General features: G+C 70.3%; 20 protein-coding genes. 6 read left to right on the plus strand and 14 right to left on the minus strand.

Annotation, left to right across the window (positions count from 1 at the left end; genetic code table 11):
• Positions 1-57 precede the first annotated feature (57 nt).
• Together ACIO1C_RS08755 and ACIO1C_RS08760 are read right to left on the minus strand one after the other, a co-directional pair.
• Complete coding sequence (locus tag ACIO1C_RS08755; protein ID WP_401860038.1) at positions 58-471, minus strand: hypothetical protein; 414 nt, start codon at positions 469-471, stop codon at positions 58-60.
• Positions 472-580: 109 nt separating this feature from the next.
• Entirely contained in the window at positions 581-1,528 is a 948-nt protein-coding gene (locus ACIO1C_RS08760; RefSeq protein WP_401860039.1) for a heme o synthase, read from the minus strand.
• A gap of 294 nt (positions 1,529-1,822) precedes the next feature.
• Between ACIO1C_RS08760 and tkt the strand changes: the two genes are divergently transcribed.
• The 5 genes from tkt to pgl are packed head-to-tail and all read left to right on the plus strand — an operon-like array spanning position 1,823 to position 8,383.
• Positions 1,823-3,898 (plus strand): transketolase, encoded by a 2,076-nt coding sequence (gene tkt, locus ACIO1C_RS08765; RefSeq protein ID WP_401860041.1) that lies wholly within the window; start codon positions 1,823-1,825, stop codon positions 3,896-3,898.
• A 34-nt stretch (positions 3,899-3,932) separates the two neighbouring features.
• Positions 3,933-5,051, plus strand: a complete 1,119-nt coding sequence (gene tal / locus ACIO1C_RS08770; RefSeq protein ID WP_401860043.1) for a transaldolase — start codon at positions 3,933-3,935, stop codon at positions 5,049-5,051.
• A 4-nt stretch (positions 5,052-5,055) separates the two neighbouring features.
• Positions 5,056-6,588, plus strand: coding sequence for a glucose-6-phosphate dehydrogenase (gene zwf, locus ACIO1C_RS08775; RefSeq protein ID WP_401860045.1), 1,533 nt, complete (start codon positions 5,056-5,058; stop codon positions 6,586-6,588).
• A complete protein-coding gene (gene opcA / locus ACIO1C_RS08780) occupies positions 6,585-7,604 on the plus strand; it encodes a glucose-6-phosphate dehydrogenase assembly protein OpcA (RefSeq protein ID WP_401860047.1) in 1,020 nt (339 codons plus the stop codon). Before zwf ends, opcA begins: the two co-directional genes overlap by 4 nt.
• Positions 7,601-8,383, plus strand: a complete 783-nt coding sequence (gene pgl / locus ACIO1C_RS08785) for a 6-phosphogluconolactonase (RefSeq protein ID WP_401860049.1) — start codon at positions 7,601-7,603, stop codon at positions 8,381-8,383. The genes opcA and pgl overlap by 4 nt, the downstream gene beginning before the upstream one ends.
• A 75-nt stretch (positions 8,384-8,458) precedes the next feature.
• Here the strand turns inward: pgl and ACIO1C_RS08790 are convergent, their stop codons facing one another.
• The 3 genes from ACIO1C_RS08790 to ACIO1C_RS08800 form a co-directional block, all read right to left on the minus strand.
• Positions 8,459-9,298: a poly-gamma-glutamate hydrolase family protein gene (locus ACIO1C_RS08790; protein WP_401860051.1), complete on the minus strand. Its 840-nt coding sequence runs from the start codon at positions 9,296-9,298 to the stop codon at positions 8,459-8,461.
• Between the two features lie 59 nt (positions 9,299-9,357).
• Positions 9,358-10,038, minus strand: a complete 681-nt coding sequence (locus ACIO1C_RS08795; RefSeq protein ID WP_401860053.1) for a hypothetical protein — start codon at positions 10,036-10,038, stop codon at positions 9,358-9,360.
• Between the two features lie 154 nt (positions 10,039-10,192).
• Complete coding sequence (locus tag ACIO1C_RS08800) at positions 10,193-10,909, minus strand: GntR family transcriptional regulator (protein ID WP_401860054.1); 717 nt, start codon at positions 10,907-10,909, stop codon at positions 10,193-10,195.
• 59 nt (positions 10,910-10,968) lie between these two features.
• Between ACIO1C_RS08800 and ACIO1C_RS08805 the strand changes: the two genes are divergently transcribed.
• Positions 10,969-11,778, plus strand: a complete 810-nt coding sequence (locus tag ACIO1C_RS08805) for a class I SAM-dependent methyltransferase (protein ID WP_401860056.1) — start codon at positions 10,969-10,971, stop codon at positions 11,776-11,778.
• Between the two features lie 16 nt (positions 11,779-11,794).
• Here ACIO1C_RS08805 and ACIO1C_RS08810 read toward each other — a convergent pair whose 3' ends face one another.
• The 9 genes from ACIO1C_RS08810 to gap form a co-directional block, all read right to left on the minus strand.
• Positions 11,795-13,327: a PH domain-containing protein gene (locus ACIO1C_RS08810; RefSeq protein WP_401860057.1), complete on the minus strand. Its 1,533-nt coding sequence runs from the start codon at positions 13,325-13,327 to the stop codon at positions 11,795-11,797.
• Positions 13,324-13,827 carry a PH domain-containing protein gene (locus ACIO1C_RS08815; protein WP_401860970.1) on the minus strand — a complete coding sequence of 168 codons (504 nt, stop codon included), beginning with the start codon at positions 13,825-13,827 and terminating at the stop codon, positions 13,324-13,326. Before ACIO1C_RS08815 ends, ACIO1C_RS08810 begins: the two co-directional genes overlap by 4 nt.
• A gap of 144 nt (positions 13,828-13,971) precedes the next feature.
• Positions 13,972-15,624: a glucose-6-phosphate isomerase gene (gene pgi, locus ACIO1C_RS08820; RefSeq protein ID WP_401860059.1), complete on the minus strand. Its 1,653-nt coding sequence runs from the start codon at positions 15,622-15,624 to the stop codon at positions 13,972-13,974.
• Between the two features lie 57 nt (positions 15,625-15,681).
• On the minus strand, positions 15,682-16,902 hold the full coding sequence (locus ACIO1C_RS08825) for an MFS transporter (protein WP_401860061.1): 1,221 nt from the start codon (positions 16,900-16,902) through the stop codon (positions 15,682-15,684).
• A 184-nt stretch (positions 16,903-17,086) separates the two neighbouring features.
• Positions 17,087-17,422, minus strand: coding sequence for an RNA polymerase-binding protein RbpA (locus ACIO1C_RS08830; RefSeq protein ID WP_078615979.1), 336 nt, complete (start codon positions 17,420-17,422; stop codon positions 17,087-17,089).
• Positions 17,423-17,597: 175 nt separating this feature from the next.
• Positions 17,598-17,828: a preprotein translocase subunit SecG gene (gene secG, locus ACIO1C_RS08835; RefSeq protein WP_327238748.1), complete on the minus strand. Its 231-nt coding sequence runs from the start codon at positions 17,826-17,828 to the stop codon at positions 17,598-17,600.
• Positions 17,829-17,953: 125 nt separating this feature from the next.
• Entirely contained in the window at positions 17,954-18,748 is a 795-nt protein-coding gene (gene tpiA, locus ACIO1C_RS08840; RefSeq protein ID WP_401860063.1) for a triose-phosphate isomerase, read from the minus strand.
• A gap of 7 nt (positions 18,749-18,755) precedes the next feature.
• Positions 18,756-19,967 carry a phosphoglycerate kinase gene (locus tag ACIO1C_RS08845; RefSeq protein WP_401860065.1) on the minus strand — a complete coding sequence of 404 codons (1,212 nt, stop codon included), beginning with the start codon at positions 19,965-19,967 and terminating at the stop codon, positions 18,756-18,758.
• A 114-nt stretch (positions 19,968-20,081) separates the two neighbouring features.
• Complete coding sequence (gene gap, locus ACIO1C_RS08850) at positions 20,082-21,086, minus strand: type I glyceraldehyde-3-phosphate dehydrogenase (protein WP_401860067.1); 1,005 nt, start codon at positions 21,084-21,086, stop codon at positions 20,082-20,084.
• Between the last annotated feature and the right edge of the window lie 32 nt (positions 21,087-21,118).

Raw genomic sequence — 21,118 nt, forward strand, 5'->3', positions numbered from 1 at the left:
GTACTCCTACCCGTCCTAACGGGTGAGGGGCGATCCGGTCGCGGCCCCGGGACCGGCTCAGCTGTTCGCGTCTCCGCCGGGGTCTCCGCCGCTGTTGGCGTCTCCGCCGGGGTTCGCGCGCCCGCCGACCTGGATGCCCGCCATGCGGGACCACTCGTACCGCCCGGTGCGCACCTTCGCGGCGAACTCGCCGTCGAAGGATTCGTGCAGGGTGAGACCGGCCTTCTCCGCCGCGCTCAGCGCGACGCCGTGCGAGGGGGCGACGAGGTCGCCCCAGCCGCCGTCCTCGCCGACGAGCACGATGCGGGTGCCTGCCTGTCCGAGGTACGCGAGCTGTCCCTCGGCGCCACCGTGTTTCCTGGCGAACGCGCCGATGTGCTTGGCCAGGCGTGCGGCGCGCCGCTCGTCGCGGGCGTCGACCTGTCCGGTGTCTGCTCCGGTGTGTGCCGTGCCGTCGTCTGTCTCTGCCATGGCCTCGATGCTACCGATGGGTAACGAATCGGGCTACCGCAGGCCCGGAGTATCGCGGGAAGCCTGAGCATCGCGGGAAGCCCGGAGTATCGCGGGAAGCAGGACCGCGCTACCGCAGGAACGGATCGACCGCCACGGCCACGAAGAGCAGGGAGACATAGGTGATGGACCAGTGGAACAGTCGCATCTCCTTGAGCTTCGCGCCCGTCACCCCGGACTTCGCCCGCGTCTGGAGGCCGTGGGCCTCCCAGAGCCAGTACCCGCCGGCCACCAGCGCCACCGACGTGTAGAACCAGCCGGTGTAACCGAGGGGCGTCAGCAGCAGCGAGACGGCGACCATCACCCAGCTGTAGGCGACGATCTGGCGGGCCACCACCCGGTTGGACGCGACGACCGGGAGCATCGGGACGCCCACCCGCGCGTAGTCGTCCTTCACCTTCATGGACAGCGGCCAGTAGTGCGGAGGCGTCCAGAAGAAGATGACGAGGAAGAGGATGACCGCGGCCCAGGAGACCGAGTCGGTCACCGCCGACCAGCCGATCAGCACCGGCATGCAGCCCGCGATGCCGCCCCAGACGATGTTCTGCGAGGTACGGCGCTTGAGGATCATCGTGTAGACGACGACGTAGAAGAGCAGCGCGCCCAGCGAGAGCGCCGCCGACAGCCAGTTGACCAGCAGCCCGAACCACAGCGTCGAGACCACGGCGAGCGTGAAGCCGAAGGCCAGGCACTCGCGCGGCGAGACCATGCCGGTGACCAGGGGACGCTGCGACGTACGGTCCATCAGCGCGTCGATGTCACGGTCGATGTACATGTTCAGCGCGTTGGCGCCGCCCGCGGAGAGATAACCGCCGACACACGTGGTGACCACGAGCCAGAGATTCGGCACCCCCTGCGTGGCCAGGAACATCACCGGGACCGTGGTGATGAGGAGCAGCTCGATGATCCTCGGCTTGGTCAGCGCCACAAACGCCAGGACGCGGGCTCTGAGCGGCCGGCGGCCCCCCGGGATCGGAGTCTGGACGACCCCTGCGGGTCGGGACTCGACGGCTGTCACGTACACCCCTGACAGAGAAACCCAGCAAGCTCCGGGCGTGAAGACCCGGTAAAGGCTTGCGCGTACCACGTCACTCTAGACGTTGCCCAGATGCCGTTCTTCGCGGGGGTGGGGTCGTGTTGGAGGCCCTCCTCCGCCCCCTTTCGCCGTGCCGGGAGGCGAAGTGTCCGCACGCGCCGCACCCTGGAAAGGCACTCGAAAAGATGGGTGTTGCCGCGAGGGTAGGCTCGACAGCGAACCGGTGCGCCCTCAGAGCACCGGGATTCGACATGTGGAGAGGAGCCCTGACTCAGGGTGAGCACCAAGCCGACCACCACAGACCTCGAGTGGACCGATCTGGACCGTCGGGCTGTCGACACCGTCCGCGTCCTGGCCATGGATTCCGTACAGAAGGTCGGCAACGGCCATCCCGGTACGGCCATGAGCCTGGCGCCCGCTGCCTATCTGTTGTTCCAGAAACTCATGCGGCACGACCCGGCCGACGCCCAGTGGACCGGTCGTGACCGGTTCGTCCTCTCGCCGGGGCACACCTCCCTGACCCTCTACATCCAGCTCTTCCTCGCCGGGTACGGCCTGGACCTGGCCGACCTGGAGGCCTTCCGGACCTGGGGTTCGAGGACCCCCGGCCACCCGGAGTACGGCCACACCGTCGGTGTCGAGACCACGACGGGCCCGCTCGGACAGGGCGTGGCGAACGCGGTGGGCATGGCGATGGCCGCCCGCTACGAGCGCGGACTGTACGACCCGGAGGCGGCGGCCGGCACCTCCCCGTTCGACCACACCATCTGGGTGATCGTCGGCGACGGCTGCCTCCAGGAGGGTGTCTCCGCGGAGGCGTCCTCGCTGGCCGGCCACCAGAAGCTGGGCAATCTCGTCGTGCTGTGGGACGACAACCACATCTCCATCGAGGGCGACACGGAGACTGCCGTCTCCGAGGACACCCTCAAGCGGTACGAGGCGTACGGCTGGCACGTGCAGCGCGTCGACCAGCTGCCGGGCGGCGACCTGGACCCGCAGGGCCTGTACGAGGCGCTGAGGGCGGCGCAGGCCGAGACCGAGCGCCCGTCGTTCATCGCGGCCCGTTCGATCATCGCCTGGCCCGCCCCGAACGCGCAGAACACCGAGGCGGCGCACGGCTCGGCGCTGGGCGGCGACGAGGTCGCGGCCACGAAGCGCGTGCTCGGCTTCGACCCGGAGAAGTCCTTCGCCGTCGACGACGAGGTGCTCGCGCACACCCGCGAGGCCCTCGACCGCGGCCGCGAGACGCGCGGCGAGTGGGAGAAGCTGTTCGCCGCGTGGCGTACGGCCAATCCCGAGCGCGCCGCGACGTTCGACCGGGTCCGCGCGGGCGAGCTGCCCACCGGCTGGGAGGAAGAGCTGCCGGTCTTCGAGACCGGCAAGTCCCTTGCCACGCGCGCCGCGTCCGGCAAGGTGCTCCAGGCGCTCGGTGAGGTCATCCCCGAACTGTGGGGCGGCTCCGCCGACCTCGCGGGCTCGAACAACACCACCATCGACAAGACGTCGTCGTTCCTCCCGGAGGGCAACCCCCTGCCGGAGGCGGACCCGTACGGCCGCACGGTGCACTACGGCATCCGCGAGCACTCCATGGGCGCGACGATGAACGGCATCGCGCTGCACGGCAACACCCGTATCTACGGCGGCACCTTCCTGGTGTTCTCCGACTACATGCGGCCGGCCGTCCGGCTCGCCGCGCTGATGCGGGTGCCCGTCACCTATGTATGGACGCACGACTCCATCGGCCTGGGCGAGGACGGCCCGACGCACCAGCCGGTCGAGCACCTGTCCGTACTGCGGGCCATCCCGGGTCTCAACATCGTCCGTCCCGCCGACGCCAACGAGACGGCGATCGCGTGGGCGGAGATCCTCAAGCGGCACCCGCGGCGCGCGCCGCACGGTCTGGCGCTGACACGCCAGGGTGTGCCGACGTACGAGGCCAACGCCGATACGGCCAAGGGCGGTTACGTCCGCTTCGAGGCCGAGGGCGGCCCCGCGCAGGTCGTGCTGATCGGTACGGGCTCCGAGCTGCAGCTGGCCGTCGAGGCCCGTGAGCGGCTCCAGGCGGACGGCATCCCCACGCGGGTCGTGTCGATGCCGTCGGTGGAGTGGTTCGAGGAGCAGGACCAGGCGTACCGGGACTCCGTGCTGCCGCCGTCCGTGAAGGCGCGCGTGGCGGTCGAGGCCGGGATCGGGCTCACCTGGCACCGTTTTGTGGGCGACGCGGGGCGCATTGTGTCGCTGGAGCATTTCGGGGCATCCGCGGACGCGAAGGTGCTGTTCCGCGAGTTCGGCTTCACCGCCGAGGCGGTCGCCACCGCCGCCCGGGAATCACTGGAAGCCTCCGCGCGCTGACGCCGATATACGAACCGTAGGAGATGTATTTCTCATGACAGACGCACTCAAGCGCCTCTCCGACGAAGGCGTCGCGATCTGGCTCGACGACCTGTCGCGCAAGCGCATCACGTCCGGCAACCTCGCCGAACTCATCGACCAGCAGCACGTGGTGGGTGTCACCACCAACCCGTCGATCTTCCAGAAGGCGATCTCGGAGGGCGACGGGTACGACACCCAGCTGACCGAGCTGGCCGCCCGCAAGGTCACGGTCGAAGAGGCCATCCGCATGATCACGACGGCGGACGTCCGCGACGCCGCCGACATCCTGCGCCCGGTCTTCGACCGGACGCAGGGCCAGGACGGCCGGGTCTCCATCGAGGTGGACCCGCGTCTGGCCCACGACACGACGGCGACCACCGCCGAGGCCAAGCAGCTGGCGTGGCTGGTGGACCGGCCGAACACGCTCATCAAGATCCCGGCGACCGAGGCCGGCCTGCCGGCGATCACCGAGACCATCGGCCGGGGCATCAGCGTCAACGTCACGCTGATCTTCTCGCTGGAGCGCTACCGCAAGGTCATGGACGCCTACCTGTCGGGTCTGGAGAAGGCGAAGGCCGCGGGCCTGGACCTCTCGAAGATCCACTCGGTGGCGTCCTTCTTCGTGTCCCGGGTGGACACCGAGATCGACAAGCGGCTCGACGCGCTGGGCACGGACGAGGCGAAGGCGGCCCGCGGCAAGGCCGCCCTCGCCAACGCCCGGCTGGCCTACGAGGCGTACGAGGAGGTCTTCTCCTCCGACCGCTGGGCGGCCCTGGACCGCGCGCAGGCCAACAAGCAGCGTCCGCTGTGGGCCTCGACGGGCGTCAAGGACCCGGCGTACAAGGCGACCCTGTACGTCGACGAGCTGGTCGCGCCGAACACGGTGAACACCATGCCGGAGGCCACGCTGGACGCCACCGCGGACAGCGGGCAGATCACCGGCGACACGGTGCGCGGCACGTACGACCAGGCACGCGCGGACCTCGAGGCCGTCGAGAAGCTGGGGATCTCGTACGACGAGGTCGTCCAGCTGCTGGAGGACGAGGGCGTCGAGAAGTTCGAGAGCGCCTGGATTGACCTGCTCAAGTCGACCGAGGCGGAGCTCAAGCGCCTCGCCCCTTCGGAGGGCTGATCCCTTGACCGCAACCCACGGAGCGAATCCGCTCCGTGACGCCGCGGACCGACGGCTCCCGCTCATCGCGGGGCCGTCGGGCCTGGTCATCTTTGGCGTCACGGGCGATTTGTCCCGCAAAAAGCTGATGCCCGCCATCTATGACCTCGCCAACCGCGGCCTGCTGCCGCCGGGCTTCTCGCTCGTCGGTTTCGCCCGCCGCGAATGGCAGGACGAGGACTTCGCACAAGAGGTCCACGACGCCGTCAAGGAGCACGCGCGCACGCCGTTCCGCGAGGAGGTCTGGCAGCAGCTCGTCCAGGGGATGCGCTTCGTCCAGGGCAACTTCGACGACGACGAGGCGTTCGAGAACCTCAAGGCGACGATCGACGACCTCGACAAGAAGCAGGGGACGGGCGGCAACTTCGCCTTCTACCTCTCCGTACCGCCGAAGTTCTTCCCGCAGGTCGTCCAGCAGCTCAAGAAGCACGGGCTGGCCGACCAGAAGAAGGGCTCCTGGCGCCGCGCGGTCATCGAGAAGCCGTTCGGACACGACCTCAAGTCCGCGCAGGCCCTCAACAAGGTCGTGCACGAGGTCTTCCCGTCCAACGAGGTCTTCCGGATCGACCACTACCTCGGCAAGGAGACCGTCCAGAACATCCTGGCGCTCCGCTTCGCCAACACCCTCTTCGAGCCGATCTGGAACCGGTCGTACGTCGACCACGTCCAGATCACGATGGCCGAGGACATCGGGATCGGCGGCCGTGCCGGGTACTACGACGGCATCGGCGCGGCCCGGGACGTCATCCAGAACCACCTGCTCCAGCTGCTCGCGCTGACCGCGATGGAGGAGCCCGCCTCCTTCGACGCGGACGCGCTGGCCGCGGAGAAGACCAAGGTCCTGGGCGCCGTACGGCTGCCGGCGGACCTCGGCGCGGACACGGTACGCGGGCAGTACGCGTCCGGGTGGCAGGGCGGCGAGAAGGCCGTCGGCTATCTCCAGGAAGACGGCATCGACCCCGCGTCAAAGACCGACACGTACGCCGCGGTGAAGGTGGAGATCGATAACCGCCGCTGGGCGGGCGTCCCCTTCTACCTCCGTACCGGCAAGCGCCTCGGCCGCCGGGTCACCGAGATCGCGGTGGTGTTCCAGCGGGCCCCGCACTCCCCCTTCGACCACACGGCCACGGAAGAGCTGGGGCAGAACGCCCTGGTCATCCGCGTCCAGCCGGACGAGGGCGTGACCATGCGCTTCGGCTCGAAGGTGCCGGGCACCGCGATGGAGGTGCGGGACGTCTCGATGGACTTCGCGTACGGCGAGTCCTTCACGGAGTCCAGCCCCGAGGCGTACGAGCGTCTCATCCTCGATGTGCTGCTCGGCGACTCGAACCTCTTCCCGCGCACGGAGGAGGTCGAGCTGTCCTGGAAGATCCTCGACCCGATCGAGCAGTACTGGGACGCGCACGGAAAGCCCGCGCAGTACGAGTCCGGGACCTGGGGTCCGGTCGAGGCGGACGAAATGCTCGCACGACACGGACGGAGCTGGCGTCGGCCATGAAGATCGACCTTACGGACACCACGTCCAGCAAGATCAACAAGGCGCTGGTGCAGGGGCGCAGGGCGATCGGCACCCCCGCCGTCGGCATGGTCCTGACGCTGGTCCTCGTCACCGACGAGGAGAACGCGTACGACGCGCTCAAGGCCGCCAACGACGCGTCCCGTGAGCACCCCTCGCGCAAGCTCGTCATCATCAAGCGGGTCTCCCGCTCGGCGCGCGACCGCGCGAAGGCGCGCCTGGACGCCGAGGTGCGGGTGGGCGTGGACGCCGGCACCGGCGAGACGGTCGTCCTACGGCTGTACGGCGAGGTCATCGACCACGCCCAGTCGGTGGTCCTGCCCCTGCTGCTGCCGGACGCGCCCGTCGTCGTGTGGTGGGCGGTCAACGCGCCCCTCAACCCGGCGAAGGACCCGCTGGGCACGCTGGCCCAGCGCCGGGTGACGGACACGTACGCCGCGGAGCACCCGATCGAGGAGCTCAAGTCCCGCGCCGCCGTCTACACCCCCGGCGACACGGATCTCGCGTGGGCCAGGATCACCCCGTGGCGCTCGATGCTCGCGGCGGCCCTGGACCAGGTCGAGTGCGCCGTCACCGAGGTCGAGGTGGAGGGCGAGGAGCTGAACGCGAGCGGCGAGCTGCTCGGCATGTGGCTCGCCGACCGGCTGCACGTACCGGTCAAGCGCTCGGTCTCGGCCGGTCCCGGCCTGACGTCCGTGAGGATGGAGACCGACTGCGGGCCGATCACGCTCAAGCGCCTGGACGGCACCCTCGCGACGCTGTCCATCGACGGTCAGCCGGACCGGGCGGTGGCGCTCAACCGGCGTGACACCTCGGAGCTGATCGCGGAAGAGCTGCGCCGGCTCGACCCGGACGAGATCTACGCGTCGGCCCTGCGGTACGGCGTGGAGAAGCTCGGGGACGCGTCGGGGCAGGCGGACCCCACCCCCGAAGCGACACCGACGGCACCGGCGTCCGGGGCGAAGAAGGCCCCGGCGAAGAAGGCGGCCTCGAAGTGACCACTCCGCAACTGGTCGTCCACCGTGACAAGGAGCTGATGGCGCAGGCCACGGCGGCCCGGCTGATCACGAAGATCGTGGACGCCCAGGCCTCCCGCGGCTACGCCTCGGTGGTGCTCACGGGCGGGCGCAACGGCAACGGCCTGCTGGCCGCCCTGTCGGCGGCGCCCGCGCGGGACGCGGTCGACTGGTCGCGGCTTGACCTGTGGTGGGGCGACGAGCGCTTCCTGCCGGAGGGCGACCCGGAGCGCAACATCACCCAGGCCCGTGAGGCGCTGCTCGACTCGGTTCCGCTGGACCCCGCCCGGGTGCACGCGATGCCGGCGTCGGACGGCCCGTACGGCAACGACGTGGAGGCGGCCGCCGCCGCGTACGCGACCGAACTGGCCGCGGCCTCCCGGCCGGAGGACCACGCCCGGGTGCCGTCCTTCGACGTCCTGATGCTGGGGGTGGGACCCGACACGCACGTGGCGTCGCTCTTCCCCGAGCTGCCCGGGGTACGGGAGACCGAGCGCACGGTCGTCGCCGTGCACGGCGCTCCCAAGCCCCCGCCGCTGCGTATCTCCCTCACCCTGCCCGCGATCCGCGCGGCGCACGAGGTGTGGTTGCTGGCGGCGGGCGGGGACAAGGCGGAGGCGGCGGAGATCGCCCTGTCGGGCGCGGGCGAGATCCAGGCCCCGGCGGCGGGCGCGTACGGCAGGAGCCGCACCCTCTGGCTCCTGGACGCGGACGCGGCGTCGAAGCTGCCGCGTGACCTGTATCCCCCGTCACTGGCCTGACGTCCCGTCACCACCTTTACGTGAAGGCCCGGTCCGCCTCCCCGGCGAACCGGGCCTTCCACACTCTCTCCCCCCTCAGAGGATGACCTGGTCCGCGCCCGCCTCCAGGCGCGTGACGGCGGTGCGGACGGCGGCGGTGAAGGCGTCGAAGATCTCGTTGGTGGAGCCCGGCCGCCCGGCCCGGGTAAAGGTGCCGAACATGCTCCTCCGCAGGTCGGTGGTGAGTTCCAGCTGTCCGCCCTTGCCCAGCAGGGTGCGGTTGCACAGGTTCTCCGGGTCCACCCCGGCGAGATCCGGTACGGCCGACCCGTCGATCGTCTGGAACCCGGCCGCCCGCAGCGCGTCGTGCAGGTACTGCTTGAACGTGGCGTTGAGCCCGCCCACGACCACGGCCTCGGGCCGGGACACGGGCGCGCCGGCCTGTTCGGGCGTGCAGCCGTGCAGGGTCACCACGTTGAGGCTGCCGGCCGCCAGGGAGAGGGCGACGCGGTCGTCGATGTGGGACGAGGTGATGTGCATGTCCCCGTTGCCGGAGTTGAGCAGCCCCTCGAACATCCAGTAGTCGTGGAGCGCGCCCCCGCCCGGCGCCGGGGCGAGGGTGGCGGGGTGGTACCCGGCGACCGCGAGGCACAGCTCCGAGGTCCCGGCCTCGATCCCGCCGCCGTGCGGCGCCATCACGGCGGTGCGGAGGTACGGAACCCCCGACGCGAGGCTGCTGTCGACGCGCTCGTGGCGCCGGTGACGACGTGCGAAGTCGGTCCCTTCCCGCCCCGCGAGCCGGGTGTAGAGGTCGGTGGAGGAGGCATAGAGGTCCCCCGCCGCCACGGCGCCCCGCGCCTGCCCGACCGTCACGGACCCGCTCACGGCGGCGGTGGCGAGAGCGGCAAGTACCGTACGGCGACTGGTTGCTGTCATACGCTCATGATCGCGCCCCCCGAACACGACACGCCAGCGGGTCGCCTGGGCGGACGGTGTCAGGCGGCCAGGTCGGTGAGGTCGATGACGGTGAAGTCGTCCAACGACATGAGGAGTTGGCCCGCGCGGAGCCACGGGAGCCGTGGATCCGCCAGAGGCACGGTACCGGCGTCGTACGGGCGGGGGCCGCTGCTGGTGGCGTGGAAGAGGGCGCCGCTGACGCCATACGGAGTGAAGGTACGCACGCGCAAGGCGACGTGCTCCACGCGCAGATGAGGGCAAGCCCGCAGGGAGCGACAAGCGCAGTGTCGACAGACCGGCGGGTGGGCCGTGTGCTCAGGTCCATGCGGCAGGTCCTGGGGCCCGGCGTCGATCAGCCAGAGAACCCCGTTCGGATTGCGGTCCGCGGGTCCGCCGCAGACCTGGCAGCGCAGGTCGGTCATGCAGAGGCGTTGCCGCAGGCTGTGCACCTTGCCGTACTCGGGTGTGCCTCGGCCTGGCTGGGAGGGCGTCCGGCTCCACAGAACGCCGTACCCGTCGCGGTCGTAGAACCGCTCGTCCGCGTACGCGATGCCTCGCCGGTCCCGGCGGAACACGACCGGCATGGAGCTGTCGCGTTCACCGCTCCACCGCGCGATGTACGGCACCGAGCCGCCCCGCTGTTGGGCTGAACGACGTGCTCCAAGGAGAGCCGTACCCGTTTCGCGGGCGGAGGTTTTGCCGTCCACGCGCACGTTCATCGCACTTGCTCCTTCGTGGGATGTCCCGGACCTGCCGGTCGGCACCCGAATGCCACAGAGGAGAGTCTGGACCGGTGGACCGGTCCAGTCAAGCGCCCGAGAGACATCCCTGACCATCAAGGGGCGGCGGCGAACGGACCTCGCAGTCGGTGAACTACATCGGGTAGGTCTCTGTCCGCTCCCAGAAGGACCCCGGCGTGACACCTTCCTCGCAGATCAGGGGGATCCCGTTCTGGTCGTAGGCGAGGTGGAGCACCACAGCCACGGCGGTGGGAACTCTCAGTTCGAGGTGGTGCGACTCGTACTCCGTGGCGAGGCGCACGGTGGTCACGTCCGTCCCTTCGGTGGGGAGACGACCGGTCTGCCGTCCCACGTACCTCGTGGTCCCCTCCGCGATCGGCGCGCGGTGTTCCAAACGGGGCGACCGATCCGCCACGTCCGGCGGGAACCACGCCTCCACATAACTGACGGGGGTACCGTCCGGCTGCCTCATCAGCCGGGCGCGCCGCAGGGCTTCCGCCCCTGCCGGCAGGTTGAGTGCCACCGCCACGCGCGCCGGCGGGGCGACGCGCTCGGGATCCCCGATCCGCTCGAAGGGCATTCCTCCCGTCACCCGGGCCGATCCGGACCTTCGGTTGCCGGCGGGGCGACCGATCGCGGTTCTGGTCACGATGAACCCGGAACCCTGCTTCGCCTCGGCGACCCCGTCGTTCCGGAGGACGTCCATGGCTTTGACCACGGTCGCCCGTGACACCTGCCACTGTTCGGCGAGATCGCGGCCCGACGGAAGCATCGCTCCGGGCGGGAACTCGCCGGACGTGATGCGGGAGCGCAAAGAGTCCGCGATCTCCTCGTACTTCAGCAGTGCCATGGCTCCTCGATGAGGTTGTCGGAGTGGACTGGTCCACCGGTGCGAAGGATACTGCTCCGATGGTTCTTCCCGAGCTCTCGCCCGAAGTCACAGCGTTCTATTCGCAGGTGGTAGATGAGGGGACTCGCCTGTCCTCCTCCGCCGACGGACGGCTGGAACTGCTCCGGACCCGGGAACTGCTGCGACGCTTCCTGCCACCGGCGCCTGCTCGCGTCCTCGATGTGGGAGGCGGGACCGGGGTGCACGCCCGCTGGCTGGTGGAGGACGGATACCAGGTGGACCTTGTCGATCCCATCGCCCGCCACGTCCGGCAAGCCGGCGAGGTGTGCCACGCGACGCTCGGAGACGCTCGGAACCTCGTGGCGGAAGACGCCTCCTACGACGTCGTACAACTGATGGGCCCTCTCTACCATCTGACGGACCGCGAGGACCGGTTGCGGGCACTGGGAGAGGCCGCACGGGTGGCCCGCCCGGGAGGGCTGGTCGCGGCGGCGGCCATCAACCGTTACGCCTCGGTCTTCGAGCACACCGCCCTGGCCCATCTGCACGCCGAACCCGTGCGGGAGTCGATTTCCAGGATTCTCGCGTCTTCGGTCCACGACGGCCGCCGCGGCTTCACCGTCGCGTACTTCCACCGCGCCGAGGAACTGGCCACCGAGTTGAGGCAAACCGGGCTCCAACAGGTTGAAGTCTTCGGCATCGAAGGGCCCGCGTGGTCGCTGCTCAAAGCGGTGGAGCAGAGCTCCGGCGCCCCACCGAGCGAGGCGCTCTTCCAGTCGGCGCTGACGGCCGCGCGGCTGGCGGAGCCGTATCCCGAACTGCTGGCGGCCAGTTCACACCTCCTCGCGGTCGGCCACGTGCCGGGGTGAACCACGCGGCCGTGCGTCACTCGGGCTCCAGGAACGGTTTCAGCAGGCCGGGAACGGCGTGGGCCGCGAAGGTCAGGGCCTCGGACTGCGCCGCGTCCTTGATGGAGTACGCGCCTTCTCCGGCGGCCGTTGTCGCCGTCAGGGTGATCAGGCCGGCCCTGCGCTGGAAGTACGACTGGCTGATCGTCCAGCCGATCACGCCGCCCCGCTGGAGGGCGACCGTCGTGCGGCGGAGTGTTCCCGAGCGGGCCACCAGGTAGGCGCCGGTGGTGGCGTGGCCCAGGTTGCGGGCCGCGTCCAGGGCCAGCACGACGGCGAGAGGGAGCAGGATCGCCGTGGCCGCCGCCGCGTACAGGAGTGCCTTGGTCAGGAGGAGGCCGAGGACCGTGAGGAGTGCGGCCGGCAGCAGGACGGCTGCCAGGGCGCGGCGCAGTCTGCGGGAGCGGGCCGCCCTCGGGTGGGGGATCAGCCGGGCCGTGCGGGTCGGGGACACGGGCTCCCGGAGGACCCGCGCCGCCAGTGCGTGTACGAAGGAGGTCGGCGCGGCGGGCAGGAGCGTCTTGTGGTCGGCGTGTTTGTCCTCGTCGTCGTGGACGAGGCCGGTGGCGACGGCGTCCAGCCGGGCCGCGCCGACGAGCCGTACGCCGATCGGTTCGACCAGCTCGACCCCGCGCAGCCGCCGTTCCTCGATGGAGACGGACCGGGAGGTGAGCAGCCCTCTGCGCACGCGCAGGGTGCCGCCGGGCTCCCTCTCCAGCCGGTAGTTCCACCACATCTCGACCCACAGGCCGAGGGTGCCCACGATCCCGGCCAGCCCCGCCGCCGCGACGAGCGCGGCGACCGACCAGAGCAGCGGGGTGTCCCGCAGCCGGTCCGCCACCCAGTCGATCACCTCGGCCTGCGCGCCGAACCAGTCGCTGACCTGGAGGAGGCCGCCGGCCGCCGTGCCGCCGAGCAGGGGCGCGAGGAAGGAGACCGGGGCGTATCCGATCCAGGCGGGGTCGAGGACGGCCAGCATGCCCTCGCGGTGCGGTCCTGGCTCCCCCGGGGGCCGGTCGAGCAGTTCCCTGCGGAGCCGCTCCCCCTCGGCCCTGCGGACCGCGTCGAGCTCCAGGGTGGATTCGTTCCCGGTGTGCTCGCCGGTGCCGATCCTGACCTTGACCAGGCCGAAGGACCGCAGCAGGAGGCTGGCGGTGAGGTCGACGCTGCGTATGCGTTCGCGGGCCAGGGACCGGCGCTTGACCAGGAACAGGCCCGTGTGGAGTTCGGCCCGCTCGGGGCCGATGCGGTAGCGGGTGCGGCGCCAGCGCACGTACTCGCCGCCGGTGCCGCAGACGGTCAGCAGGACCGTACCGGCCAGCACCCAGGCCAGCGCCTCGCGCAGGGGCATGCCTCCGGTCATGCCGACGGCGGTGGGCAGGCCGGCGCCCAGGGCGATCCCGATCAGCACGAGGGCAGTGACGAGCAGGGTGCGCGCGTCCAGGCGCCGCCACTCCCCCGCCGCCGGAACCTCCACCGAGCCCTCCCCCGGATCCCCCGCACCGCTCATGTGGCGTCGCCAGGGGTGGCCTGGGTGAGGTGCGTGAGCCGTTCCGCCAGGTCGGCGGCGAGCCGGTGGTCGAGCCCTTCGACGGACACCGCGCCCTTGGCGGACGCGGTGGTGATGATCACGGTGGAGAGCCGGAACAACTGCTCCAGCGGACCGCGCACGGTGTCCACGGTCTGGATCCGGGACATGGGCGCGATCCGCCACTCCTGCCGGAAGAAGCCCGTGCGTACGTAGACCGCCTCGTCGGTCACCTCCCAGCGGTGCACCCGGAACCACCACACGGGCAGGAACACCGCGCAGAGCAGCCCGAGCACCGCGAGGGCGGCGGCCGGGGTGAGCAGCCAGGTCCGCGCGGGGGCGATGAGCGCCCCCAGCGCGGCGAGCGGCACGACGGGGACCAGGGTGAACAGCAGCACGCGCGTACGCCACCAGGCGACGGCGCGGGGGTCGAGCGTGTTGCGGGGCGGCCGCAGGTGTCGTACCACCTGCGGCCGGCCTATCCCGTCCGGGTCGTCTGCGGAGCCCGCGTCCGCCGAGTCCGCCTCGTCCACGGAGCCCGCGTCCGCCGCGAAGCCGGCGTCGTCCGCGCGGTCCGCGTCATCCGCTTCGTTCGCTTCGTTCGCCGTGCCGGGTGCGCTCATCTCTCAGCGGCCGCGCAGGGTGCGGTACGTGGCGACCAGCGCCGCCGTCGACGAGTCGAGGTGGTCACCGGCCTCGTCACCCGTCAGGACCGGTTCGATCTTCTTGGCGAGGACCTTGCCCAGCTCGACGCCCCACTGGTCGAACGAGTCGATGTTCCAGACCGCGCCCTGGACGAAGACCTTGTGCTCGTACAGGGCGATCAACTGGCCCAGGACGGACGGGGTCAGCTCGTCCGCGAGGATCGTGGTCGTGGGGTGGTTCCCGCGGAAGGTCTTGTGCGGCACCAGCTCCTCGGGCACCCCCTCGGCCCGTACCTCTTCGGGGGTCTTGCCGAACGCCAGCGCCTGCGTCTGCGCGAAGAAGTTCGCCATCAGCAGGTCGTGCTGGGCGACCAGACCCGGCGCCAGGTCCCCGACGGGCCGGGCGAAGCCGATGAAGTCGGCCGGGATGATCTTCGTGCCCTGGTGGATCAACTGGTAGTACGCGTGCTGGCCGTTGGTGCCGGGCGTGCCCCAGACCACCGGGCCCGTCTGCCAGTCCACGGGGGTGCCGTCGCGGTCCACGGACTTGCCGTTGGACTCCATGTCCAACTGCTGGAGGTACGCGGTGAACTTGGAGAGGTAGTGGCTGTACGGCAGGACGGCGTGCGACTGCGCGTCGAAGAACGCTCCGTACCAGACTCCCAACAGGCCCAGCAGGAGCGGCGCGTTGGACTCGGGCGGTGCGGTGCGGAAGTGCTCGTCCACGAGGTGGAAGCCGTCGAGCATCTCGCGGAAGCGGCCGGGGCCGATGGCGATCATCAGGGAGAGGCCGATGGCGGAGTCGTACGAGTACCGCCCGCCGACCCAGTCCCAGAACTCGAACATGTTGGCCGTGTCGATGCCGAAGTCGGCGACCTTCTCGCTGTTCGTGGAGAGCGCCACGAAGTGCTTGGCCACGGCCTCCTGGCCGGCCCTCAGTTCGGTCAGCAGCCAGTCGCGGGCCGACGTGGCGTTGGTGATGGTCTCGATGGTGGTGAAGGTCTTGGAGGCGACGATGAAGAGCGTCTCGGCCGCGTCCAGGTCCCGTACGGCCTCGTGCAGGTCGGCGCCGTCCACGTTCGACACGAAGCGGACCGTGAGGCCGCGGTCCGTGAAGGACTTGAGGGCTTCGTACGCCATCGCGGGGCCCAGGTCGGAGCCGCCGATGCCGATGTTGACGACGTTCTTGATGGGCCGGCCCGTGTGGCCGGTCCACTCGCCTCCCCTGATCCGGTCGGAGAAGGCGGCCATCTTGTCGAGGACCGCGTGCACGGCCGGTACGACGTTCTCCCCGTCGACCTCGACGACGGCGTCCCGGGGGGCGCGCAGCGCGGTGTGCAGGACCGCGCGGTCCTCGGTGGTGTTGATCTTCTCGCCGCGGAACATCGCGTCCCGCAGCTCGCTCACCCCGGTGGCCGCGGCCAGCTCGCGCAGCAGCGCCAGCGTCTCGTCCGTCACCAAGTGCTTCGAGTAGTCCAGGCGGAGATCGCCTACCCGGAGGGTGTAGTCGGTGCCGCGCGCCGGTGCCGCGGCGAACAGCTCCCGCAGACCGGTCTGGCCCAACTGCTCCCGGTGCTTGCCCAGTGCGGCCCACTCGGGCGTGCGATTGAGCCTGCTACGGCTTTCTGCGTTCATTCGGACATCAGCCCACTTCTGCTCGTGCTTGCGTGCTGCCCCTGCTGCCCCTCCAACCTAATTGATCAGACGTGCCAGCGACGCGACGGCCGGTACGAAGAGCGCGGCGGCCACCAGGGCGGGTGTGTTGAGCCCCCATCCGGCCGCCGCCGCGCCGCCGAGCAGCGCGCCGAGCGGGGCCCCGGCGACGGCGAGGGTACGGAAGGCGGCGCTGATCCGGCCCAGCGCGGGAGCCGGGCTCCGCTCCTGCACGAGCGTGGTCTGGTTGACGTTCCACACCATGCCGCCCAGGCCGAAGACCGCGAGGCACACCACGGCCACCCACAGCTCCCGGACCGTCCCCAGGGCGACCAGCACCCCGGTCTGGACGGTGCCCGCGAGGAGGACCGCCCGTATCCGCCCCGTCCGCTCCGCGAGCCGCCGGGCCAGCAGGCCGCCCAGCACACTCCCCGCCCCGTACCCGGCGACCGCGAGCGCGTACCCGGCGTCGCCCGCGTCCAGCCAGCCCGTGACGTGCAGGACGAGGGTGGCGATCAGGGCGCCCATCCCGATGTTGCAGAGGGTCGTGGCCACGCACAGCCCGCGCAGGGTCCGGTCCTGCCACAGGACACGCAGCCCTTCGGCCATCTCGCCACGCAGGGTGGAGCCGGCCTCGCGCGCGGGCCGTGGCGCCGGTTCGGCCCGCAGGGAGGCGATGAGCAGCGCCGCCACGCCGTAGGTCGCCGCGTCGGCCGCGTACGGCAGGGAGGCGCCGCCGAGCAGCAGCACCGGCACCAGGGGCGCGGCGAGGAACGTGCCGGCGATCTGCTGTCCGGTCATCAGCCGGGCGTTGGCACTCCCCAGCGCCCCGGCCGGCACGAGGGAGGGCAGGAGGGCCGTCGCCGCGTTGTCGAAGAGCGTCTGGAAGGTGGTGAGCACGAAGGCGAGCGTGATCAGCAGGGCGATGGAGGCGTGGCCCAGGGCGACGGCCACCGCGAAGGCCGCCATCAGGGCACCCCGGAGCAGGTCGACGCCCCACATCGCCCGCCGCTGGTCGACCCGGTCGGCGACGGCCCCGCCGAGCAGCCCGAACAGCAGCCACGGCAGGTAGCCGCAGGCGGTCACCGACGCGATCAGCAGCGGGTCGTCGGTGAGCGTGGTGGCGAGGAGGGGCATCGCGGCCGTCCGCAGCGCGTCCCCGAACCGGGAGACGACCGCGGCGGACCACAGCCGCCCGAACCCGCCGCGCCACGCGGGCGCCCGTACCTCCGCCGCCTCCGCCGTTCCGACAGCCGACACCACGTCCCCCTCCGGCCCGGTGCTTCGAGAAATCCGATGCTCAGAACCGTAGACGGAGGCACTGACAACGGGGCCGGGAAAGGCGGCCGGGGAAACAGGCCGGGAAACAGCTCGGCCGGGCCACCTGACGCAGGTGACCCGGCCGGACCGGATTGTCTTGAACTCGCGGCTCTGGGGACAGGCCCTAGATCTCGCCGCGGAGCTTGGCGAGCGCCTCCGCGAGGATCGCCTCGCCGTCCGCGTCGCTCCGCCGCTCACGTACGTAGGCGAGGTGCGTCTTGTACGGCTCGGTGCGCGGCGGGTCCGGCGGGTTGTCCCGGTCCTGGCCGGCCGGGAAACCGCAGCGCGGGCAGTCCCACGTCTCCGGAACCTGCGCGTCACTGGCGAAGCTCGGCACCGTCTCGTGCCCGTTGGAGCACCAGAAGGAGATGCGCAGGCGTGGCGCGGACTCGCCACGCTCGGCCTCACCCATCGGCCCCGCTCCGACCCGGCTTCCCCGGATCGCGTTGCCACTTGCCACGGTCGTAACTCCCTGCGTGATGGTGCCGCGAAGCATCGATAGGCAGCTCCCGCTGCCGGGTGGCGCCCCAGTCTACGTAAGGCCCAACGCGCGTCCAGAGAGGGGAGTTACCCCCTGCCGCCGGGCGCGGAACCTCATGATAGGCCGCGCCCGCGGCGCCGTACCGTACGTGCGGTCAGCTGTCCAGCTTGAGCAGCAGGCCAAGTACGATAATGCTCGCGAACCACAGCAGACCGACAACCACGGTGATGCGGTCGAGGTTACGCTCCGCGACCGAGGACCCACCGACGGACGACTGCATTCCGCCACCGAACATGTCGGAGAGGCCGCCGCCCTTCCCCTTGTGCATCAGCACCAGCAGCATCAGCAGCAGGCTGAAGATGATGAGGGCGATCGAGAACCCCATAACCACGGCTGGACCAACTTCCTCGGACTGACAGGACTGAATTCGGACTGCTCAAGGACTGCGGGGGCCGGATGGCAAGCCACCTGGCCCCCGCAAGGGTACGACGGATCCGTGCTACCGCATACTCACTGGTCGCGGAACCTGACGATCTTGACAAACTCCTCGGCGTCCAGCGCCGCGCCGCCGACCAGTGCGCCGTCCACATCGGGCTGGGACATGATCGCGGCCACGTTGCCGGACTTCACCGAGCCGCCGTACTGGATGCGGACCTTGTCGGCCAGCTCCTGGGAGTACAGCTCGGCCAGCCGGCCGCGGATCGCCCCGCAGACCTCCTGGGCGTCCTCGGGGGTGGCGACCTCGCCGGTGCCGATCGCCCAGACCGGCTCGTACGCGATCACGATCGTCTCGGCCTGCTCGGCCGGGACGTCCTTGAGGCCGCCGTCGAGCTGCGCCAGCGTGTACGCGACCTGGTCACCGGCCTTGCGGATGTCCAGGCCCTCGCCGACGCAGAGGATCGGGGTCAGGCCGTGCCGGAACGCGGCCTTCACCTTGGCGTTGCACTGCTCGTCCGTCTCGGCGTGGTACTGCCGGCGCTCGGAGTGCCCCACGGCGACGTACGTGCACTTGAGCTTGGCGAGCATCGGGCCCGAGATCTCGCCGGTGTAGGCGCCGGAGTCGTGGGCGGAGATGTCCTGGGCGCCGTACTTGATCTTGAGCTTGTCCCCGTCGACGAGGGTCTGTACGGACCGCAGGTCGGTGAAGGGGGGCAGGACGGCGACCTCGACGGCGTCGTAGTCCTTGTCCGCCAGGGCGAAGGCGAGCTTCTGGGTGTGGGCGATGGCCTCAAGGTGGTTGAGGTTCATCTTCCAGTTGCCCGCCATCAGCGGAAGGCGGCCGGCTGTTTCGGATGAAGCGGTCATGGAACGGTCAGTCCTCCAGTGCGGCGAGGCCGGGAAGCGTCTTGCCTTCGAGGTATTCGAGGCTCGCGCCGCCACCGGTCGAGATATGGCCGAATGCGTTCTCGTCGAAGCCCAGGATCCGGACGGCGGCGGCGGAGTCGCCACCGCCGACGACGGTGAAGGCCGACGAGTCGAGGAGGGCCTGGGCGACGGCCCGGGTCCCCTCCGCGTAGTCGGGGTGTTCGAAGACGCCCATGGGCCCGTTCCAGAAGACGGTGGCCGCGTCGGCGAGCTTCGAGGCGTAGAGCGCGCAGGTCTCGGGCCCGTTGTCCAGGCCCATCTTCCCGGCGGGCATCGCGTCGGCCGCGACCGTCTCGGGGTGCGCGGGCGCCTTGGTCTTGAGGTCGGGGAACTGCTCGGCGACCAGGAGGTCGACGGGGAGCACGAACTCCACGCCGCGCTCCTCGGCGCGCTTGAGGTAGCCCTGGACGGCCGGGATCTGGTCCTCCTGGAGCAGCGAGGAGCCGACCTCGTGGCCCTGGGCCTTGAGGAAGGTGAACGCCATGCCGCCGCCGATGAGGATGCGGTCGGCCTTCTCCAGCAGGTGGTCGATGACCCCGAGCTTGTCGGAGACCTTGGCGCCGCCGAGGACCACCACGTACGGGCGGGCGACGTCCTCGGTGAGCTTCTTGAGGACACCGACCTCGGTGGCGATGAGGCCGCCCGCGGCGTGCGGGAGGCGGGCCGGGAGGTCCACGACGGAGGCGTGCTTGCGGTGGACGGCTCCGAAGCCGTCGCCTACGTACAGGTCGGCGAGGCCGGCCAGCTGGTCGGCGAAGGCGCCGCGCTCGGCGTCGTCCTTGGAGGTCTCGCCGGGGTTGAAGCGAAGGTTCTCGATCACGGCGACCTGGCCGTCGGCGAGGCCCGCGACGACGGCTTTGGCGGAGTCGCCGACCGTGTCGGTCGCGAAGGCCACGTCCGTACCGAGAAGTTCCCCGAGGCGGGCGGCGGCGGGGGCGAGCGAGAAGGCGGGGTCCGGCGCGCCCTTGGGGCGGCCGAGGTGGGACGCGACGATCACCCGCGCGCCGGCTTCGGCGAGCCGGGCGATCGTCGGCTGGACGGCGCGGATGCGGCCGTCGTCGGTGATCGTCGTGCCGTCGAGCGGCACGTTGAGGTCGGCGCGGACGAATACCCGCTTGCCGCCGACCCCTTCGGTGAGAAGTTCGTCGATCGTCTTCATCCGGTGCTGGACTCCTTGGAACGTCTGGGCGGTTTCCGGGCGGGCCACACAGGCCGACAGGGCTCGACGGGCGCAGTGTGCGCCCACCGAGCCCTGTCGTTCATGTCGTGTCGCCTAGAGCTGCGCGCCGACAAATTCGGTCAGGTCGACCAGACGGTTGGAGTAACCCCACTCGTTGTCGTACCAGCCGATGACCTTCACGCTCTTGCCCTGGACCATGGTCAGGGAGGAGTCGAAGGTGCAGGAGGCGGGCCAGTTGACGATGTCCGAGGAGACGATGGCGTCCTCGGTGTAGTCGAGGATGCCCTTGAGCTGGCCCTCGGCGGCCTTCTGGAAGGCGGCGTTGACCTCGTCCTTGGTCACCTCGCGCTCCAGCTCGATGACCAGGTCGGTGACCGAGCCGGTCGGGACCGGGACGCGCATCGCGATGCCGTCGAGCTTGCCCGCCAGCTCCGGGATCACCAGCGCGGTGGCCTTGGCGGCACCGGTGGTGGTCGGAATGATGTTCTCCGCGGCGGCACGGGCGCGGCGGAGGTCGCTGTGCGGGAAGTCCAGGATCCGCTGGTCGTTCGTGTACGCGTGGACCGTCGTCATCATGCCCTTGACGATGCCGAAGTTCTCCAGGAGAACCTTGGCCATCGGCGCCACACAGTTGGTGGTGCAGGAGGCGTTGGAGATGATGTGGTGGTCGGCCGCGACGTACTTGTTCTCGTTGACGCCCATCACGATGGTGATGTCCTCGTCCTTGGCCGGAGCCGAGATGAGGACCTTCTTGGCGCCGCCCGCGAGGTGCTTCGCCGCGTCGGCCTTCTTGGTGAAGATGCCGGTCGACTCGATGACGATGTCGACGCCCAGCTCACCCCAGGGGATGTCGGCCGGGTTGCGCTCGGAGAGCACCTTGATGGTGTGTCCGTCGACCGTGATGGTGTCGGCGGTGTGGGTCACCTGTGCCTTCAGGCGCCCCAGGATGGTGTCGTACTTCAGCAAGTGCGCGGTGGTCGCAGTGTCACCCAGGTCGTTGACAGCCACGATCTCGATGTCTGCACCCTGCTCCAGCAGCGCGCGGAAGTAGTTACGACCGATGCGGCCAAAGCCGTTGATGCCTACGCGGATCGTCACGAACCGATCTCCTCGTTGGTACGCCGGTTTTC

The organism is Streptomyces sp. NPDC087420 (assembly GCF_044744165.1).
Classification (GTDB): Bacteria; Actinomycetota; Actinomycetes; order Streptomycetales; family Streptomycetaceae; genus Streptomyces.

What these genes read in the sequence shown, in the direction of transcription:
- ACIO1C_RS08755 (WP_401860038.1), bottom strand. Translation starts at nt 471, where the DNA reads ATGGCAGAGACAGACGACGGCACGGCACACACCGGAGCAGACACCGGA.
- tal (WP_401860043.1), top strand. Translation starts at nt 3,933, where the DNA reads ATGACAGACGCACTCAAGCGCCTCTCCGACGAAGGCGTCGCGATCTGG.
- opcA (WP_401860047.1), top strand. Translation starts at nt 6,585, where the DNA reads ATGAAGATCGACCTTACGGACACCACGTCCAGCAAGATCAACAAGGCG.
- ACIO1C_RS08790 (WP_401860051.1), bottom strand. Translation starts at nt 9,298, where the DNA reads ATGACAGCAACCAGTCGCCGTACGGTACTTGCCGCTCTCGCCACCGCC.
- ACIO1C_RS08795 (WP_401860053.1), bottom strand. Translation starts at nt 10,038, where the DNA reads ATGAACGTGCGCGTGGACGGCAAAACCTCCGCCCGCGAAACGGGTACG.
- ACIO1C_RS08800 (WP_401860054.1), bottom strand. Translation starts at nt 10,909, where the DNA reads ATGGCACTGCTGAAGTACGAGGAGATCGCGGACTCTTTGCGCTCCCGC.
- ACIO1C_RS08805 (WP_401860056.1), top strand. Translation starts at nt 10,969, where the DNA reads ATGGTTCTTCCCGAGCTCTCGCCCGAAGTCACAGCGTTCTATTCGCAG.
- ACIO1C_RS08810 (WP_401860057.1), bottom strand. Translation starts at nt 13,327, where the DNA reads ATGAGCGGTGCGGGGGATCCGGGGGAGGGCTCGGTGGAGGTTCCGGCG.
- pgi (WP_401860059.1), bottom strand. Translation starts at nt 15,624, where the DNA reads ATGAACGCAGAAAGCCGTAGCAGGCTCAATCGCACGCCCGAGTGGGCC.
- secG (WP_327238748.1), bottom strand. Translation starts at nt 17,828, where the DNA reads ATGGGGTTCTCGATCGCCCTCATCATCTTCAGCCTGCTGCTGATGCTG.
- tpiA (WP_401860063.1), bottom strand. Translation starts at nt 18,748, where the DNA reads ATGACCGCTTCATCCGAAACAGCCGGCCGCCTTCCGCTGATGGCGGGC.
- ACIO1C_RS08845 (WP_401860065.1), bottom strand. Translation starts at nt 19,967, where the DNA reads ATGAAGACGATCGACGAACTTCTCACCGAAGGGGTCGGCGGCAAGCGG.